This is a genomic window from uncultured Rothia sp. (assembly GCF_916049665.1).
Lineage (GTDB): Bacteria > Actinomycetota > Actinomycetes > Actinomycetales > Micrococcaceae > Rothia.
In genome coordinates this window covers 23,022-40,387 of the sequence record NZ_CAJZIE010000012.1, presented here as the reverse complement: position 1 = coordinate 40,387, position 17,366 = coordinate 23,022, and the positions used below count along the sequence as shown (strand labels likewise).

The 17,366-nt window shown below is 57.2% G+C and carries 16 protein-coding genes; 6 read left to right on the top strand and 10 right to left on the bottom strand.

Annotated features, from left to right (window positions below; translation table 11 throughout):
- Positions 1 to 259 precede the first annotated feature (259 nt).
- The gene (locus tag QZ540_RS02275) at positions 260 to 1,009 is read right to left on the bottom strand and encodes a carbonic anhydrase (protein WP_294627407.1); all 750 of its coding nucleotides are present in this window, start codon (positions 1,007 to 1,009) and stop codon (positions 260 to 262) included.
- A 433-nt stretch (positions 1,010 to 1,442) separates the two neighbouring features.
- On the opposite strand from QZ540_RS02275, the gene QZ540_RS02270 reads away from it, so the two are divergent.
- The 4 genes from QZ540_RS02270 (at position 1,443) to QZ540_RS02255 (ending at position 4,765) form a co-directional block, all read left to right on the top strand.
- A complete protein-coding gene (locus QZ540_RS02270) occupies positions 1,443 to 2,234 on the top strand; it encodes a hypothetical protein (protein ID WP_294627405.1) in 792 nt (263 codons plus the stop codon).
- 53 nt (positions 2,235 to 2,287) lie between these two features.
- Positions 2,288 to 3,055: a hypothetical protein gene (locus tag QZ540_RS02265; RefSeq protein ID WP_294627403.1), complete on the top strand. Its 768-nt coding sequence runs from the start codon at positions 2,288 to 2,290 to the stop codon at positions 3,053 to 3,055.
- Positions 3,056 to 3,090: 35 nt separating this feature from the next.
- On the top strand, positions 3,091 to 3,921 hold the full coding sequence (locus tag QZ540_RS02260) for a hypothetical protein (protein ID WP_294627402.1): 831 nt from the start codon (positions 3,091 to 3,093) through the stop codon (positions 3,919 to 3,921).
- 160 nt (positions 3,922 to 4,081) lie between these two features.
- Positions 4,082 to 4,765 (top strand): acyl-CoA synthetase, encoded by a 684-nt coding sequence (locus QZ540_RS02255; RefSeq protein WP_294627400.1) that lies wholly within the window; start codon positions 4,082 to 4,084, stop codon positions 4,763 to 4,765.
- Between the two features lie 106 nt (positions 4,766 to 4,871).
- Here QZ540_RS02255 and QZ540_RS02250 read toward each other — a convergent pair whose 3' ends face one another.
- The 6 genes from QZ540_RS02250 to QZ540_RS02230 form a co-directional block, all read right to left on the bottom strand.
- Positions 4,872 to 5,960 (bottom strand): diacylglycerol kinase family protein, encoded by a 1,089-nt coding sequence (locus QZ540_RS02250; protein ID WP_294627398.1) that lies wholly within the window; start codon positions 5,958 to 5,960, stop codon positions 4,872 to 4,874.
- Between the two features lie 155 nt (positions 5,961 to 6,115).
- On the bottom strand, positions 6,116 to 8,968 hold the full coding sequence (locus QZ540_RS02245) for a hypothetical protein (RefSeq protein ID WP_294627396.1): 2,853 nt from the start codon (positions 8,966 to 8,968) through the stop codon (positions 6,116 to 6,118).
- A 77-nt stretch (positions 8,969 to 9,045) separates the two neighbouring features.
- Complete coding sequence (locus QZ540_RS08455) at positions 9,046 to 9,399, bottom strand: tetratricopeptide repeat protein (protein ID WP_363279937.1); 354 nt, start codon at positions 9,397 to 9,399, stop codon at positions 9,046 to 9,048.
- 181 nt (positions 9,400 to 9,580) lie between these two features.
- Complete coding sequence (locus QZ540_RS02240; RefSeq protein WP_294627394.1) at positions 9,581 to 10,216, bottom strand: Fic family protein; 636 nt, start codon at positions 10,214 to 10,216, stop codon at positions 9,581 to 9,583.
- Between the two features lie 3 nt (positions 10,217 to 10,219).
- The gene (locus QZ540_RS02235; RefSeq protein WP_049344655.1) at positions 10,220 to 10,486 is read right to left on the bottom strand and encodes an antitoxin VbhA family protein; all 267 of its coding nucleotides are present in this window, start codon (positions 10,484 to 10,486) and stop codon (positions 10,220 to 10,222) included.
- Between the two features lie 160 nt (positions 10,487 to 10,646).
- Positions 10,647 to 10,835 carry a hypothetical protein gene (locus tag QZ540_RS02230; RefSeq protein WP_049326772.1) on the bottom strand — a complete coding sequence of 63 codons (189 nt, stop codon included), beginning with the start codon at positions 10,833 to 10,835 and terminating at the stop codon, positions 10,647 to 10,649.
- A gap of 892 nt (positions 10,836 to 11,727) precedes the next feature.
- Here QZ540_RS02230 and QZ540_RS02225 point away from each other — a divergent pair.
- Positions 11,728 to 12,405 carry an acyl-CoA synthetase gene (locus tag QZ540_RS02225; RefSeq protein ID WP_294627392.1) on the top strand — a complete coding sequence of 226 codons (678 nt, stop codon included), beginning with the start codon at positions 11,728 to 11,730 and terminating at the stop codon, positions 12,403 to 12,405.
- A gap of 65 nt (positions 12,406 to 12,470) precedes the next feature.
- Positions 12,471 to 13,355, top strand: coding sequence for a hypothetical protein (locus QZ540_RS02220; protein ID WP_141753017.1), 885 nt, complete (start codon positions 12,471 to 12,473; stop codon positions 13,353 to 13,355).
- 78 nt (positions 13,356 to 13,433) lie between these two features.
- Here QZ540_RS02220 and QZ540_RS02215 read toward each other — a convergent pair whose 3' ends face one another.
- The 3 genes from QZ540_RS02215 to serS all read right to left on the bottom strand — a co-directional run bounded on the left by QZ540_RS02215 (position 13,434) and on the right by serS (position 17,350).
- Positions 13,434 to 14,714 (bottom strand): Fic family protein, encoded by a 1,281-nt coding sequence (locus tag QZ540_RS02215; RefSeq protein WP_294627388.1) that lies wholly within the window; start codon positions 14,712 to 14,714, stop codon positions 13,434 to 13,436.
- 159 nt (positions 14,715 to 14,873) lie between these two features.
- A complete protein-coding gene (locus QZ540_RS02210) occupies positions 14,874 to 15,962 on the bottom strand; it encodes a diacylglycerol kinase family protein (RefSeq protein WP_294627386.1) in 1,089 nt (362 codons plus the stop codon).
- Positions 15,963 to 16,039: 77 nt separating this feature from the next.
- A complete protein-coding gene (gene serS / locus QZ540_RS02205; RefSeq protein ID WP_070674334.1) occupies positions 16,040 to 17,350 on the bottom strand; it encodes a serine--tRNA ligase in 1,311 nt (436 codons plus the stop codon).
- Positions 17,351 to 17,366: the final 16 nt, after the last annotated feature.

Genomic DNA, 17,366 nt, shown 5'->3' with positions numbered 1-17,366 from the left:
CGGTGGGCTCTCTAGCTATCGGGATTCTTGCCGAGTCACAGCATCTAGAGGCGAGGACTGTACCGGGGTGAACAGCAAGAAAAATAGTGTAAAAAATTGCGGTTTTTTTCATTATCCTCCTGATTTTCAGGAAATAGTGAAAAAATCCGCGATTTCTTTCATAATCCAGGTCACAAATAGGCAGTTAGGGTGCCGGGAGAGCTCCCCGACCCAGGTCCCCTGCAGGAGCTCATCCTAGCGGGAAGCCGCGCCCATCGCTCTACTTGTTATGCTGCTTGAGCCATTTTTCAGCAAAGAGCTTGTAGCCCTGCGGTTCAAGGATATGAGACGCCTTCCACTTATTGGGTCGCTCCGCGGTACGGTGCAAACGCACATAGTAGGCGGGGCTGAGGCTTCCCTCGACTCGCACGCTAACCGTGAGCCAGTAGGGGTTGTCCCCACCAGGAACTTTCAGGGTCGGGTCATCAACCAGTTCAGCGCTGATTACGGTTCCTTTCAAAAGGTCAATACGCGAGTTAGGCCCGTACTCATTCTGCACTTCGGGGTCGACCATGGGGTAAAGCTCTTCTGACCATTCCTTGTACGGCTTGCCGTTGGTGTAGGCGGCGACGATTGCTTTCGCGGCTTCAAGAGCACGACCGCGGTCTTCGTCAGTGATGCTGTTGAGGGTGGGAACACTGGAGGGCTGCTGGGGTCCGCCACCGGTTCCTGCCAGAGGGGAGGGGTCAAGGCTCACGGTCGGGGTCGGGGTGGCTGCCGCAATGGTGGATGCTGCGGTGGTGCTTGCCTCTGCGCTCGGGGAGGCGGTCACCTCGGCGACGGTGGGGGTGCGACCTGCGGTGGTGGTTGCAGGTGCAGGAGTGGTGGAGCTGGGGGTGGGGGTGCTGGTTGCGGTTGAGGCGCCACCGGTGATGAGGGTTCCGCCCGGCGCGGAGCTATCGGTGCTAGCGGAGCAGCCGCTGGCGAGCAGTGCGAGGGCAGCGGCGGTTGCGGTGATTTTGCGGGTCATGGAGAGGGGCTTTCTCTGATGAACGGTATCTATGTATCGGTGTGATGCGTCTAGGCGGGGCATATGCTTAGGCTGTGTAGCGTTGCGACCGCCTGCGGCTGGTGTCTGCGTCGGGCGTTGACGCATAGTGGGTGCACGGTTAGGTACCGGATTATCGGTAGAAATTCGGTGTTTTTTGTGCAGTCCAGCTCATATCATGGTAGCTCAGGGCGAGCGCCTGCAGGATATCTTTAGGCATGATAGGGTATCTTTTGACACCGATAACCACGTGCCGCCGTGTTTTTGCGTCTTGCAGTCCTCGATGTTGTGTTCTGGCTCAGATGCTTTTCCTGCGGCACCGCATACTCTCATCACTCATTCAATCTCTGCCCTCCTGCTGGGGGTGGTTTTGTCGCGCCCCGAATCGCGGGGTCTACGTATTTTGGAGATTGTTATGGAGAACAAGGGTGGAGTAACTATCCCCCGCTGGGCTTTCGGACTGGCAGCAGCCGTCGTCGCCCTACTGGTTTTGCTGGTCATTGTTCTTATCCCTGGCGGTAAAGACTCAAACCCGGTAGCAGCAGGCTCTTCCAACAATACGGAACAGCAGCAGTCCTCTTCAGCCGGTACTTCCAATTCAGCATCTGCCGAGCCCTCCATCTCCGCTCTAGCGGCAAGTAGCTCCGCGAGCACCAATGCTCGAGCTACCTGCAATGTAATAGTGCCTTCAGGCGCAGAACATTCGGATAAAGCTCCTGAAGATCTTACTTGGCAACGGATACCGCTGGGAGTTGAGTACCCAATCAGCCCGACGTACGGCCCAACTGTCCGAGTTGGTCATGTAGGTCAGTGCTATGCTCACACCCCAACCGGCTCCGCGTTGGCAGCGGCTGGGGCAGTAACTACCCTAAGTAATTCAGAAAGTTCTGAAGCTGAGCGAATGGCTTTGCTCTCATCTCGCCGTGACGCGTCAGAGGACAATCTCTGGCATCCCGCCGCAGACGATAAAAAAGTTGATGCATATTATGTGGGCTATGAGATTGAGAGCTACTCCCCTGAGCAATCAGTAGTGTATCTCTACATCCGCTATCGTGTCCCTTCTAGCATGGTTGTTCGTGTTCCTATCCGCATGGTCTGGGAAGACGGCGATTGGAGGTTGGACTCCAATAAATCTGAGATGCAGCCTGTTGTCCTCACCGATAAATCCCAACTCCCCTCCCACGTGTTCAAGCAGAGCCGCGGCTAGTACTTCTACAAATCCGTTGGGTATGAAGACTTCTGAAATAGATTGGAAAAATTATGGCTGAGAATAAGCCAAATAACGTATCCATCCCGCGCTGGGCGCTCGCTGTCGTTGCCGCTGTAGTCGCCCTACTAGTTTTGTTGGTTATTGTTCTTATCCCTGGCGGTAAAGACTCAAACCCCGTAGCAGCAGGCTCTTCAAATAACGAGCAGTCGCAGCCTGCTTCCTCTAGCACTGCAGAGCCCTCCATCTCAGCTCTAGCGGCAAGTAGCCCCGCGAACACCAGCCACCGCGCAGTATGCGATGTGAAAGTACCCACCGGCAAAGAATCTTCTGCCGAGGTGCCCTCAGATTACACCTGGGCCGCTACTAGCGACGGTGCGCAGTACCCGGTATCTGCAATCTACGGTCCGACGGTAAAGGTTGGGAAGACCGGTCAGTGCTTCGCCCACAATCCGACTGGAGCCGCCATGGCTGCAATCTCACTTGTCCACGCACAAAGTGACCCCCAGATCTCTGAGGCTGAGCGTCGTGCTCTGCTGTCCGCACGCACTTCAAATGACCCCCTCGATAACCCAACTCCGCAGAGTCTAGACATGCAGGTTTTCGGTTATGAGGTTCAGAGTTACAGCCCAGAACAGGCCACCGTTCAGTTTGCAATCCTCAGTCGCTCGCCGAGACGAGTCGTTGTTCAGTTCACTATCCGTGTGGTTTGGGAAGACGGCGACTGGCGCTTTGACTCCGACGATTCAGAAATCAAAGCCAAAGTGCTGACTGACACCAATCAGCTTCCCTCTCACGTGTTCAAGAAGAACGATAGCTAACACCTCTACTGCTTTATAAGCATTTTGGAGAAAAAATGAGTGAAAATAACCCCAAAGGCGTGACCATCCCCCGCTGGGCGCTCGCTGTCGCTGCCGCTGTAGTCGCCCTACTAGTTTTGTTGGTTATTGTTCTTATCCCTGGTGGTAAAGACTCAAACCCCGTAGCAGCAGGCTCTTCCAACAATACGGAACAGCAGCAGCCTGCCTCCTCTAGCGCTGCAGAGCCCTCCATCTCAGCTCTAGCGGCAAGTAGCTCCGCGAACACCAGCCACCGCGCAGTATGCGATGTAAAGGTGCCGACGGGTAAGGAATTTTCTGCGGATATTCCTTCTGACTACACCTGGGAGCAGATGACCGATGGCGTCCATTATCCGGTATCTAAAATTTATGGTCCGACCGTGCGTCAGGGTCGTCTGGGCCAGTGCTTTGCGCACAACCCGACAGGTGCAGTTATGTCTGCCATTAATGCAATGGTTGTGATTGGTAATGACGAAATACCAGCTGACGCGCGTCGTGCTATCTTCTCTAGCCGCTACGATGGCAAACCCGATCCGTGGGAAGAAGAAGAGTCCAGCGACTCGAATGATGACATGTCTGACTATGTATCGGTTATTTATGCCTACAGTATCCAGGGATACTCTACGGAGCGTGCCACGGTGAAGGTCTACTTCATGGTTCAGAAGAAGGGCAAGTCAATCAATATCGGCTGGGTGCCCATCCGCATGGTCTGGGAGGACGGCGATTGGCGTTTTGACTCAGAAAAGTCAGAACTCACAACGAACATACTGATGGATGAATCTGATGATCCCTCACAGCGATTCACCATCGGCAAGGAGAAATTCGCTGAGTGGGGATTCAAACGCTAACCAGCAAACGCGCAGTAGCCTACTCACCAACAAATCTTGTATCTCTCTGAGGAGAGAAACTACTCGACACTTCCCTTTCTATCACTCACTCAGACTCTGCTCTAACCAGAGCAAAGCCTCAAAATGTGCCCTTAGCTAGGGCAAAAGATTGGAGATTGTTATGGAGAACAAGGGCGGAGTCACCATCCCCCGCTGGGCTTTCGGACTGGCAGCAGCCGTCGTCGCCCTCCTCGTCGTACTGGTCATCGTGCTCATTCCGCGCGGCGGCGATAATTCCAACACCTCCGCCGCGGGCGGCTCGAACGGTGCGACTCAGTCGAAGGCCACCTCAACGGTAGCGGCAGGCACCTGCGGCGCTGGCGCCTCAGACGACCAGGCAGTACTGGACGCAGCCCCCAAGGACACCACGTGGGTAACCACCGATGGGGGTTGGATGGGTCCGGTATCGAAGACCGCAGGTCCGGTAGCAAACTCACCGATTCGTAACTGCTTCGAGCACTCGGCTGAGGGTGCACTGTATGCGGCTATGTGGGCATACATTCAAGTGAATGAGATTCCGGAAGCATACATGCCTACTCTGATTGGGCCTGGTGCTGACGCTGCGCGCGAGAGCCGCACCAAGAAGTCAACTACCACAGTCCAGCTTGTAGGTTACCGCTACATCTCCTATACCCCTGAACGAGCAACTATCCGCGTCATGATCAAAATTCCCTCGGGTACATACCGTAGCTGGGACATGGTCATGGAATGGCATGATGGTGACTGGCGCTTCTGGGTTCCTTCCACTCTGCCGACTTTCACGAATGTAGACGACCCTGACCAGTTCATTACCTGGGAAGCCTAAAAACTAAAAACCGGCACAACCGACAAAAGCGCGGTGGGGTACGACCTTTCATTAGGTCATGCCCCACCGCGTTTATACGTTTAAGCCAACTCTAGGGCGCTACCCGCTAGAGCACGTCCGGGTGGACCGCCACCTCCACGGCGGCAGGCAGCACCCGCGCACTAATACGGTACGCCGACGGTGCCGGATCACCATCCACCTCAACCGGCTGCGCACCATCCGGGAACTCCAACACCACCTCAGACCCCACCAGGTGGCGAATCACCGGCAACTCAATGCGCGGCGAACCCAAAATCGTGCGGCGCGTAACCTTCGCCATCAGCAGCCCCCACTCCACCAGGTCACGCGGCGATGCCACAATCACCTCAAGATTACCGTCATTCACATCCGTCATATCCGCCAGGCGAATACCACCCTGCAGGCGGCCACAATTCGCGATCAGCACCGACCGCATCGGCAAAGTACGAGGCTCCCCACCGTCCACGCTAATGCGCACCGGATGCGACCTGCCCAGCATATGCTTCATGCCGGACTGCACGTACGCAACCCAGCCGAACTTCGCCTTAATCTCCTCGTTCGTATCGTTCATGACGAGCGCATCAAAGCCGGCACCACTCATCACAAAGAACGTGTGTTCGGTTTCTTCGCCGGTGGTGCCCGTCGTCGTCATTTCAATCGCGTCAACGGCCTGACCCGCGCCGTTGAGCGCAATATCAACGCACGCCGCCACGTCACTCACCGGGATGTACAGGTTGCGCGCCAGCAGGTTGCCGGTACCCATCGGCAGAATACCCAGACGCGGCTTGCGCCCCTCATGATGCGCCAGCGCCGCCGCCACAGCACGCACCGTACCGTCACCACCGGCAGCAATCAGCAGGTCAACGCCCTCGGCAATCAGCTCGCGGGCTGCCTCAGAACCAGGCTCGTCCACGCGGGTGGTGCGCACCAGCGGCTGCGGGTGGCCGTTCGCCGCGAGGGTACGTTCCAGAATCTCGATAGCCGGCGCAGCGCCGGGCTTGCTGGGGTTGTACACCACGCCCACGCGCTGCGCCTCACCGGTGGGCAGGCTCGGCAGAACGCCGAAGGGCGCACCCAGTTCGATAGCGCGTCGACGCGCGTTCTTGCGGGCGCGAGTGACGGAGGCGGTCAGCGCTGCCGCCGCGGAAACACCAAGGAGTTTACGGTATAGAGGCATAGTTCTTAGACTACCCGGTTACGCAGAAACCCGCCCACCATTTACGCGGTGGGCGGGTTTTTCGGCTGGTTTTGATACGCCTTAGCGGGCGGGCAATCCTTTACTCAGCAGCTACTGCGATAGTTCTTGGAGAAAAACGTAGTACTTGGGTCAGCTTACTCATCTAAATTCACCACTTCTTTGAAACGATCAAGGTTAGAGCGCGAGTGAAGGACAATCACAACCTGCTTGTCACTGCCTTCGATAGCGCACGCCATCGATTCGAGCTCAGTGCGCTCCTCTGACGGAGTGAGACTCTTCAAGGTCTCATCAAGCAACACAAGCCGGGCAGCGCCGTCACGTAACACGGAACGCGCAAGCATGAGCCCGCTCGAATTCGATGCTTCAGATGCGAACGGATCGATATCTGGTACGATTACCACTTCGCCTTGGGGATACCGGCGGTATAGAGCATCAAGCATGACGGACTTCCCCGCGCCAGTTGGTCCAATCAAGGCAACCATAGAACACCCAGAGTCAAGAACGCTCTCAAGCAGAGCCAGGTCAGCAGACCGCACGGGCGGATAAGAACGGTCGGCCCGGTACTCTTCAAGCATCCGAACACGCTCCGCAGTCAAGCTGACTACACCAACCTGTTGCAGCGTCTCCACCGTAGATTGGATGCCAGATGACAGAGTTACTGCAAAATATATTACGACCGCGGGAGCAACCACTGAGTTCGATCCTTCGACCATCAGTGCCAATACCACTGCAGAAACATTCAGTGACAACACAAGCAACTGGATCAGTCCCGTACGCAGTGCGTAGGCGTTCGCCAACTGAATCGAGCTGCTGACGTATGCAGCCTCCGAATGAGCGTAGGCTTCTTCTCCAGCCCGACGCAGCCCTGCACTGACGGGCGCAGCGTGTAAGCCAGCCTGGGCACCAACCACCCCGATGAAGTCACCTCGGCGATTGGCAGCCGTCGTCGAGGCAGGGAGAATCCACTTTGAACCCTGACGCATAGCAAGCATCGCTAGGGGTGCTACCGCCAACACAACGATTATGAACAGCGGGGCGCCGGCCACTGCGCCTCCGATGAGCATAAAGGTCTGTAGAATGACCATAAATACCGAACCCAGGGCGCTAGGCACCGCCATCTGAAGGTCGGAGAAGTCTTCACCCATCCGCCCCATGACCGCACCGCTTGTTCTAGGACTAGCGAATCGATCGAGCCTCCGTATAACCCGGTCGTGCAAATCGCTCAGCCTAGCGATGGGAGCCCAATAGAGCGGGCCAAAGAACATGACGGATCCAACAATTGCTGCCAGTGCGCAAGCAGCTGACACTCCAGCAACCTGAGCAGACAGCCCATCACTGTGAGCAATCGTCAATGCAAAAGCAACTTCGGATCCGCTCAAGAGTAGGGCGCCACACGTAATCCACACCAAATGCGGTCCAAACAACAACAGGGCCGATCGTCGGAATGTGGCACGCTTCGGCTCAGGGTCAGGAAGGTCCTGTCCCTCGCTCACATCCGTCGAACCAGCATCTGCCTCCTTAGCTGCCCCGGGGCTATGAGCCTGCAATTCAAGAGGGTCTACCCTCGCATCATTGCCGGGGGTGAAGGCACTCGGTACGTACTCCTCCGAGCTTGCCAGAAGTGTGCACTTTGGCACGCACTCTAAGATCCTCTCGGCAACCACTTCTCGTGTTACAGGATCAAGCGCTGCGAACGTATCGTCCAAAATTAGCCAGTCCGGTTTGTCTGCCAAAACGATAGCTACAGCAGCACGGTGTCTCTCTCCTGACGACAAGGTTGTTGCGTCTTGCCAGAACCGCCCGATCACATCCTCAGTGAGCCCCATACCTAAAGCGAGGCTAGTGAACCGGGATACCTGATGTGGCGAAGCAGAAGCTCGCCACGCTGACAACACCGAATGGGACACTTCCGGGTTGCGTGGTACGAAAGCAGAATCGGGGGTGGTCACGGATGTGCGCAATGCTTCAGCGCGCTCAGACGTAGCTGCAAGCACCTCTCTAGAATTTGAAGGCTGCCCCACCCAGTCCTGCTGTTTAACCGTGCAATTTGGAGACGACTCGAGCTTGTCGAGCTCACGCATCATTGGCACAGCGAGCCGAATAACCCGATAGTTTACGATGTTGTTCTGCACCGCTGCGTACAGGTAGCGGGCTGCCAAAATAATTCCAACACCGAAAGAAGCGGATGGCCAGAGCCACGCGCCGAGAACCGCAACCACAGCGAGCACCGCAGTTAGTGCTCCCCGTTCAAGGAATCCATTCAGGACCTGCAACGGAACCCGTCTGCGCAGAAGCTGCTCTTCGGTGTTTCGGATGCTAGCGACCTTGTCCAGGGCGGTACCCCAGCTGGGGATGCTTTGCCCCCGAGGCAGCGCGTTTGCTACACGCTGGATCCACTGCCTACGCTCTCCCTCTAGAGCGACGTACTGTTCCCATAGTCGGCCCACCAAGTTGATGAGACGGACGCTGACGAATACCAATCCAGTGATAAGCAACGCAGCGATGGCGCCGCTTGCACCATATAGCGCGAGCGAAGCCGCGAGAAAGGCAATAATCTGAACGGTTGAAACGGCGAAATCAACAACGAAGGCAAACTGGCTGATCTGTGCTGGGTATGTGAGAACATGCCCGTGAGCTTCCGGCGGATGGGATGACCTACCAAAGATGTCCCGGAAACGGCGGTATGTAAGCTGTCGAACCGCGATCGTGAGAATAAGCTCTTGGCGTTCCTTCACCCAGTACCCTAGGCTTTCAGCCAGGAAAGCGAAGATGAGTAACCAAATAGCACTGCCTGGGGCCCTCTCACCTGACGTTACCTGGCCGATACCTGCCGTAATCATCAGAGCCCCTGCAACATTCAGTAGGCCAGCGGTGAAGACGGTGAAACTCGTGCTCGTTGGCGCGAATACCAAAGCAAGCCAGCGGATCCGTCTCGGCAGGTTCCGCGCTATCCTTTGATAGCGCGCATACAAGTGCTCGATGGGCATGTCTCTCAGATGCAGGCTACGAGCAGCGCTCTGTGTTTCGCCCCGTCGCTTGTGATTGATCACCATTATGTTTCCAGTCATTCGGTATTCGAGTTCAGGTGTACGGCCTCGTTAATAAGTTCGTCGTTCGGAAAACGGGCTTGGAGGTCGTTGAGAGCTATCTGGACATCTATGCTCGGATCGAGCTCAACCGTGCGTCCTGCCTCTACCGCTACTTCCTCAAAACGGCCCATATCGCTCAAGAACGACGCGAAATCCTGGTGATATTCGGCGAACTCTGGGTCCATCGCGATAGCCTCTCTGAACAGTCGCTCCGCCTCTTGAAAATCCCCCGTTGACTTCACAACTCGGGCCAAATTCGATGTAAGCACTGTGTGATGCAGTCTATAATGAACAGCCAACGTCGGCTGAGATGTTACCTTCTCGGGCATGCACTGAAAGAGGGTACGGGACAAATATACAATAATTTGACCAAAATCCAACATATAAGCGTGTCTGTCGGGCTCACCCCCGCGCATACAGGGAAAACCCACCGCCTTACCAATAAGGTGGCGGACATCCGCGCTTTAATGCCCTCATCGGGCATCTGCCCGAGGTGTATTAGTGGCCTGACTACGCGTCACACGGCACAGTAATGATGCCGAACAGCTGATGCAGCTCCTCCGGATGCACCTCAAAATACCCGCGATCCGGGCCGCTAAACATCGAACTCTGGTTCCAGCCGCGAAGGCCAGCACGCGCATAATCAAACCGGAAATTACTACGCGCCGCCACATGATCCATAAAAATGCGGGTCGCACGACCATTACCCTCGCGGAAGGGATGCGCGTGGTTCAGGTGCGCAAAAATCGCGGCGGCAACCTCCACAAACTCCTGATGGTTCAGGCTCGCCCAGTCAGTCGCGCGGCTAGTGGCGAAAACGTAGTCGAGGTACCGGTCAATACTCAAGGGCCCGCGCTGAACGCTCGCGAAAGCACTCACACCCTTGGACATGTCCACGGTGCGGTACTCCCCCGCCCAGTCGTACACGTCCTGGAAAAGGTAGCGGTGAATGGCCTTGAGGTGCTCCGCGTTGAAGGTGTGGGCGATGAGCTCGGGGTTCTTGGTGAGCTCGTAGCCCCGTCGGGTGACGATGCGGTGCTCATAGAGCGACAGCGCCGCGGGGTCCTTGATACCCGGCTTGTTCCGCATGACGTGCTGGTAGGGTTCGGGGTAGAAGTACGCCACCCAGTTCTGCTGATGATTCACGGTTTATTCGCCCTCCTCTGCGTGCTGGTCCACGTTTTGGCTTGTCAGCACCTGGTAAGCGAGCGCCTTCGCTAGTGCCTGCCGGTCGTATTCTTCCGCGGTGATTCGCCCGAGCTCGTAGTCGATGAGTAGCGTGACGTCTTCGCGGGTGGGGTTGTCGCCCTCAAGCCAGGATGAGGCGAGGGGCTGCATGATGTTGCGGCGCTGCTCTTCGGTGAGCGGCTCGAATAGTTCGGGGTAGCGCAGGTGCAGGTCAAAACGATCTGACACTGGATGTTCCTTTCTTGACCTTCGCAGGTCGGCCTCACGGCTGGGATGTGAGGGTGGGAGGTGACGGTTAGCTGAGGTGCAGACCGTATCTCGGCTCGTCGAGCAACACCTTTGAACCGGCACGCCAGTACACCGGCTCGTACCAGCGGGTGTTGTCGATTTAGACTACGAAGTTCTCATCAGCGATGATGACGCGCTGCTTCTGCTGCAGAGAATAGTCCTGTAGAGAATAGTAGAAATAACGCTTTTCTTCGTCTTCTTCTGCACGAATTAGCTCGGTGAACACTTCAGGGCCATTACACACGATGTATTCGTAGAGCGCATCAAAATCGGGGGTGCTGTCTTCCACGGTTATCCCCTTTCCGGAAGGTAGTCGACGGGCTGATACTGCCCGGTTGCGCTGGGTTCGGCGGAAGATTTTGCTTCTTGCACTTCTCGCCTAGTCGGCAGGCTTTTCCGCCGCATGCTTCTTCTCGCGTCGACGGCGATCCCCACCCCCCGTTTTCTTGGGAGGCACCTCGTATATTCCCACCCTAACGCACTTCCCGTAGGTGTGCACCGCCGTTGGTCATGCCGCTACTTTACGCTCTGGCGCACCGTCCCGTATTAGAAATTCTCAGATACCAGGCAGAAGGTTCATCTACCTCATTTCGGATTAGGTGGCGTTGGATTAGGTGGCGTTCCATAACCATATCGTTTGCAGGGTGTGGAGGGGTTCCGTATAGTTGAGGGTGCAAGGTAAAGCAAGAACCCTGAGGTAGTCGCCGCAAGGCGATGAGGTATACCGGGTGAGCCGTAGCGGGGTGTACTGGTGGATTCTGGTCGAAGCTACGGACCTCGCGCATAAGGCACCCTCAGCGGGTGCCTTTTCTGCATCTGAAACTAGACTCCCAGTCATGCATGACTAAACCGGTTGCGGGTAGATACAACCTCCGTATATTGGGGATTATCAGGATAAAACGACGGATTACCACCTACGGGGTGCGCCTTTTTCTTGTTTCGCGCTCTCTCTTCATGAGAGAATGACCGCCCGCTCAGCGCCCTGACGGTAGGCATGCTAGGGTATCTTTTGACGCTCATATGAGAGCACCCAGTAGCCGGTGATTCCGCTTCCTAAGGAGGCACCTCACATGGGGATGCTCTACTGTCTCCACTCACTCTCAACCAGTAAACACCGCCCCCAGCGCCGAGGGGCTGGCTCAGTCTATAACCCACCGCCGGGAAGATACGATTGGAGACTCGTGAAAACATATAACACCGCATCAGGTCCAGCCATTCCCCGCGCGCTCATCGGGTTCTTCTACATCATTGGCCTGCTACTCCTCGGGCTCACCCTCCTGTGGGTGCCGCGAGGAGGCGCCTCCCCCAACGAAACCCTAAAAGCTAAACCCGGCGTCGTGATTGAGCCCGGCACGTGCGGTGCTGGAGCATCCGCAGACAAGACCGTCCTGAAAACCGCCCCGAAAGACACCCAGTGGGTGACCACCGAGTCGGGGTGGACCGGACCCGTCTCGCAGACCGCCGGCCCCGTTGTAGAGTCCCCTATTCGCAGCTGTTTTGAGCACTCTGCGCAGGGTGCCCTGTACGCAGCCGCGTGGGCGGTCATCCACGTTAATGACAGCCCGGAGGCGTACATGCCGACCGTCATCGGACCCGGCGCTGAGCAAATCACCAAGGAACGTCTGCAGGACACGAAGACCCGCACCGTGGTTCGTATCATGGGGTACCGCTACATGTCGTACACCCCGGAACGCGCAGTCATCCGCATTCTCTTTCAGACCCCGTCAGGTACCTACCGTTACTTTGAGACGACCCTGGAATGGCACAACGGCGACTGGGCTCTGTGGGTTCCCGCCGAGCAGCCGCAGGTGACTGACGAATATGACAAGGGCAAGTACGTCACCTGGAAAGCCGCCTAGTCAGAGCTGAAACCGCCGCACCGGCTGAATAAAACACCGATTCACACTACGAAAAGGGCACACCAATGTCGCAGACCCCCATGTCGTCCAGTAGTCCCACCCCCATCCCGGCACCATCCACTCATTCCCCGATTCCGCAGGAGCAGATGCATCAGCGTCAGGACCTGCTGGAACACCTCCGCCAGGTCAAGCAGCTGGTGGATCGCGCAGCACCCTGGGCGGCTTCTTTGAAGAGCGCCCAGGAGTCGTACGTTACCGCTGTGCCTAACCCGCCTCGCATCAAAATCACTAAGCTCTTTGTAGCTTTCGTGAAGGTCCTCGCCTGGACGTACCTTATTAGTGCCCTCATCATGATGGTGACGTACCTGCGGTATCTTGTCGCTAACCCGCAGATTCACTCCAGTGATATTCCCTGGCACACCATCCACGTCCCGGCGTTGGTTTCTGCCGCTGCTATCGCGGTTGCCTGGTGGCTGTGGAAGTACTTCGGCATCTACCCGCTGGCAATGATGAGTGTGGAGCGAGAGAACCTGAAACGCCAGGCGCACAACGAATCTGTGTGGCGCGAGTATGAGGACCCGGCACGTGCGGAACTATCGAAGGTACATAAGGAGTACATGGAGCGTTTCTCCCACTGGTACCCGGAAGACTACCTGTACCCGTACGCCTCGGACAGCCTGTACAAGTACGTGCGGCAGGGTCGGTCCTTCACCCTGCAGGATGCGCTGAACCTGTTCGAGAAGGAGAAGCACGAGCTGTGGGTTCGCCTCAGCATGGAGCAGCAGGCTGAGGAGCAGCGAATCCATAACGCTATTGTGGAGGACCTGATGAATCAGCAGCTGTATGAACAGCGCAAGGCGAACGTTCTGCTTACCGGCATTCTGGCAGCGACTACAGCTACCGCGGTGGCTGCCTCGACTCCTCGTTATCACTATCACTACCACTACTAGGAGTTACGGGAAACAACAGTTTTTAGGGGAGGGGACGCACTCCGGTGCGTCCCCTCCCCTGTTTCTTATGCTCGTGGGCTATTCTTCGTCATCATCAACGGCGGGCAGGCCCAGCAGGGCGATTCCCGCCTCGGTGAGGGACCAGCGCATCGTACGGCCAGCCTTCACGCCCTCAACAAACCCAAGCCCCTGCAGCAGTTTGAGTCTATCGCGCAGAGTCGGCGCCGTAACACCCAACACCTCCTGTAGCTCGCTTGAGGTGGGGGCGACTGGCGCACGGAAAATATTGGCTTGTCCCAACAGATGCAGAAGGTCAAGCAGGGAATCCACCTTCTTCTGATTTTTTGCTGTTTCGCCCCTCAGCCACTCATGGTTCTGATTCAACTCAGCAGTACGCTTATTCAGCGATACTAGCGCCTCGTAGCGGGTCGCCAACTCCTTTTCTAGGTATTCCTGTGCCTTCTCAATCAGTTCAAGGAAGGCATGCAGAAAAGTAGTTACTTCACCGTAGTTGAGTCGCTCCTCAGCATCAGAAAACGCCTTGTAATAACGCTCTTTATGGAGGTTAAGTGTGCTCGGCAGAGTAAGCGCCGTCAGGTGGCTGAGTACCCACACCATATGGGAAGCGAGGAGGTACCTGCCAAATCGTCCGTTGCCGTCGTAGAAGGGATGTGTGTACTCCACCATAAAATGCGCGGCGATTGCAGAGAATAACGCCGGCACGTTCGGGTCAAGGGCGTGGTCGAGCGCCGCCTGAATGTTAGCGGTGATAGCTTCCTCGCCCATCGGGGGCTTATGCACAACCTTAGTACCACTAGTGATATGGACAGGACCGGCACGAAAAAGTGCTCCGTCTAGACGATTTTCATCATCCAGATGCCCCTCAAGCAGGGTGTCATAAAGCTTGCGCACTTCCTCGACCGTATCAGGCGGCCGACGTTCTCCTAGTGTGTTCAATAGATTCATAAATTCCACAGCACGTTTAGCGCGAGGATCTTCACTGTCACCAGATGTAAGTGCGTCAGAAATCAGCCGGCGAGTTGTATGCACACCTTCAATGCTGTCAGTGGCCACGATGCTGCGTACTGCCAGGTCAGATAGGTAGCTCCTCATCGCGACACCAGGTAAGCGAGAACTCAGCTGTTCGATAGTCCGCTCCCGCACCATAATACGGTCGTAATGGGCAAGCACGGTACGATCCACCAAGTAGAACAGGGGGTGCTCCCCTACCATGAAATCGTTGAGGAGGTAGGTGGAGTAGCCGTTGCGGCGTACCTGCAGTTCCTCCTGTACGGCAGCTTCGCCGCGTTCATGGAAAATACTTTTCAGAGTTCGGTATCCGTGACCGGCAACACTCATCTAGTCCTCCTTAATAGTGAAAAAAACCGCGATTTTTTTCATTATTCCTAAAATTTTTAAGGAATAGTGAAAAAATCCGCGATTTTTTTCATAATCCAGGTCACATATAGGTGATTCGGGGTGGTGCCAGCCTCTCCCACAGCACCTTCACTACACCCACTAGAGCACCTCGGGGTGGACCGCCACCTCCACGGCGGCAGGCAGCACGCGCGCGCTAATGCGGTACGCCGACGGTGCCGGGTCGCCATCCACCTCAACCGGTTGCGCACCATCCGGGAACTCCAACACCACCTCAGACCCCACCAGGTGGCGAATCACCGGCAACTCAATGCGCGGCGAACCCAAAATCGTGCGGCGCGTAACCTTCGCCATCAGCAGCCCCCACTCCACCAGGTCACGCGGCGATGCCACAATCACCTCAAGATTACCGTCATTCACATCCGTCATATCCGCCAGGCGAATACCACCCTGCAGGCGGCCACAATTCGCGATCAGCACCGACCGCATCGGCAAAGTACGAGGCTCCCCACCGTCCACGCTAATGCGCACCGGATGCGACCTGCCCAGCATATGCTTCATGCCGGACTGCACGTACGCAACCCAGCCGAACTTCGCCTTAATATCCTCGTTCGTATCATTCATGACGAGCGCATCAAAGCCGGCACCACTCATTACAAAGAACGTGTGTTCGGTTTCTTCGCCGGGGGTGCTCGTCGTCGTCATCTCAATCGCATCAACGCTCTGACCTGCACCGTTGAGCGCAATATTCACGCACGCCGCCACGTCACTCACCGGAATGTACAGGTTACGCGCCAGCAGGTTACCGGTACCCATCGGCAGAATACCCAGGCGCGGCTTGGGACCCTCATAATGCGCCAGCGCCGCCGCCACAGCACGCACCGTACCGTCACCACCGGCAGCAATGAGCAGATCAACACCCTCAGCAATCAGCTCGCGGGCAGCCCCGGAACCGGGCTCGTCCACGCGGGTGGTGCGCACCAGCGCCTGCGGGTGGCCGTTCGCCGCGAGGGTACGTTCCAGAATCTCAATAGCCGCCGCAGCACCGGGCTTGCTCGGGTTGTACACCACGCCCACGCGCTGCGCCTCACCGGTGGGCAGGGTCGGCAGAACGCCGAAGGGCGCGCCCAGTTCGATAGCGCGTCGGCGCGCTTCACGGCGGGCACGAGTGACGGAGGCGGTCAGAGCCGCCGCCGCAGAAACACCAAGGAGTTTACGGTATAGAGGCATAGTTCTTAGACTACCGGGATACGCAAAAACCCGCCCACCGTTTACGCGGTGAGCGGGTTTTTCAGCTGGTTGTGAGATTACTCAGCAGCTACTGCGGGGATGACCTCAGCGCCACCCATGTACGGGCGGAGTGCCTCGGGGATACGTACGGAGCCGTCTGCCTGCTGGTGAGTCTCCAGGATGGCAACCACCCAGCGAGTCGTCGCCAGGGTGCCGTTCAGGGTCGCTACGGAGCGGGTGCGGCCCTTACGCACGTTGCCTGCCTCGTCCACGGTGTCCGGGGTGCGCTCGCGGATGTTCAGGCGGCGCGCCTGGTAGGTGGTGCAGTTTGAGGTGGAGGTCAGCTCGCGGTAGGTGCCCTGGGTGGGGACCCACGCCTCGCAGTCGAACTTGCGGGCTGCGGAGGTACCCAGGTCGCCTGCGGCGGTGTCAATCACGCGGTATGCGAGGCCGCAGCGCTGCAACATTTCCTCTTCGAGGGACAGCAGCTTTGCGTGCATCTCTTCTGCCTGCTCGACGGGGCAGTAGACGAACATTTCAGCCTTGTTGAACTGGTGCACGCGAATGATACCGCGGGTGTCCTTACCTGCGGAGCCAGCCTCGCGGCGGTAGCAGGAGGACCAGCCCAGGTACTTCTTCGCGCCCTTCTCAAAGTCGAGAATTTCGTCGGTGTGGTAGCCGGCGAGCGCCACCTCGGAGGTGCCGACCAGGTACAGGTCATCACGTTCGAGGCGGTAGATTTCGTCGTCGTGCTTGACGTTGAAGCCGGTGCCGTTCATGATTTCGGGGCGTACCAGGGTGGGGGTGGTCATCATGGTGAAGCCGTGCTCGGTTGCGAGGTCGAGCGCCATCCACATGAGTGCCTGTTCGAGGCGTGCTACCTGGCCCTTGAGGAAGTAGAAGCGTGCGCCGGAGACCTTCGCGCCGCGTGCCATGTCGATGCCGTCGACGAGTTCGCCGATTTCGAGGTGGTCGCGCGGTTCGAAGCCTTCGGTGGTGAAGTCGCGGGGGGTGCCGACTTCCTTGACGACTACGTAGTCGTCTTCGCCGCCGACGGGTACGCCGTCGATGATGAGGTTTTCGATGCTGCTGATCAGTTCCTCGTATTCGGCGGTTTTCGCTTCGGAGGCTGCCTTTGCTTCGTTGACGCGGGCTGCCAGTTCCTTCGCCTGTGCGACGAGGGCGGGCTTTTCTTCCTTGGGTGCCTTTGCGACGGTCTTGCCGAAGGCGTTCTGTTCGGCGCGCAGGGTCTCGTATTCGCCGATGAGTGCGCGGCGTGCGGTGTCGGCTTCGAGGATGCGGTCGACGTGGGTTTCGTCCTTGCCGCGTGCTCGCTGGGAGGCGCGGAAGACGTCGGGGTTTTCGCGGAGGAGGTTAATATCAATCACTGTTTTATCCTACCTA

What these genes read in the sequence shown, in the direction of transcription:
- QZ540_RS02275 (WP_294627407.1), bottom strand. Translation starts at nt 1,009, where the DNA reads ATGACCCGCAAAATCACCGCAACCGCCGCTGCCCTCGCACTGCTCGCC.
- QZ540_RS02270 (WP_294627405.1), top strand. Translation starts at nt 1,443, where the DNA reads ATGGAGAACAAGGGTGGAGTAACTATCCCCCGCTGGGCTTTCGGACTG.
- QZ540_RS02265 (WP_294627403.1), top strand. Translation starts at nt 2,288, where the DNA reads ATGGCTGAGAATAAGCCAAATAACGTATCCATCCCGCGCTGGGCGCTC.
- QZ540_RS02260 (WP_294627402.1), top strand. Translation starts at nt 3,091, where the DNA reads ATGAGTGAAAATAACCCCAAAGGCGTGACCATCCCCCGCTGGGCGCTC.
- QZ540_RS02255 (WP_294627400.1), top strand. Translation starts at nt 4,082, where the DNA reads ATGGAGAACAAGGGCGGAGTCACCATCCCCCGCTGGGCTTTCGGACTG.
- QZ540_RS02250 (WP_294627398.1), bottom strand. Translation starts at nt 5,960, where the DNA reads ATGCCTCTATACCGTAAACTCCTTGGTGTTTCCGCGGCGGCAGCGCTG.
- QZ540_RS02245 (WP_294627396.1), bottom strand. Translation starts at nt 8,968, where the DNA reads ATGCCCATCGAGCACTTGTATGCGCGCTATCAAAGGATAGCGCGGAAC.
- QZ540_RS08455 (WP_363279937.1), bottom strand. Translation starts at nt 9,399, where the DNA reads ATGCCCGAGAAGGTAACATCTCAGCCGACGTTGGCTGTTCATTATAGA.
- QZ540_RS02220 (WP_141753017.1), top strand. Translation starts at nt 12,471, where the DNA reads ATGTCGCAGACCCCCATGTCGTCCAGTAGTCCCACCCCCATCCCGGCA.
- QZ540_RS02215 (WP_294627388.1), bottom strand. Translation starts at nt 14,714, where the DNA reads ATGAGTGTTGCCGGTCACGGATACCGAACTCTGAAAAGTATTTTCCAT.
- QZ540_RS02210 (WP_294627386.1), bottom strand. Translation starts at nt 15,962, where the DNA reads ATGCCTCTATACCGTAAACTCCTTGGTGTTTCTGCGGCGGCGGCTCTG.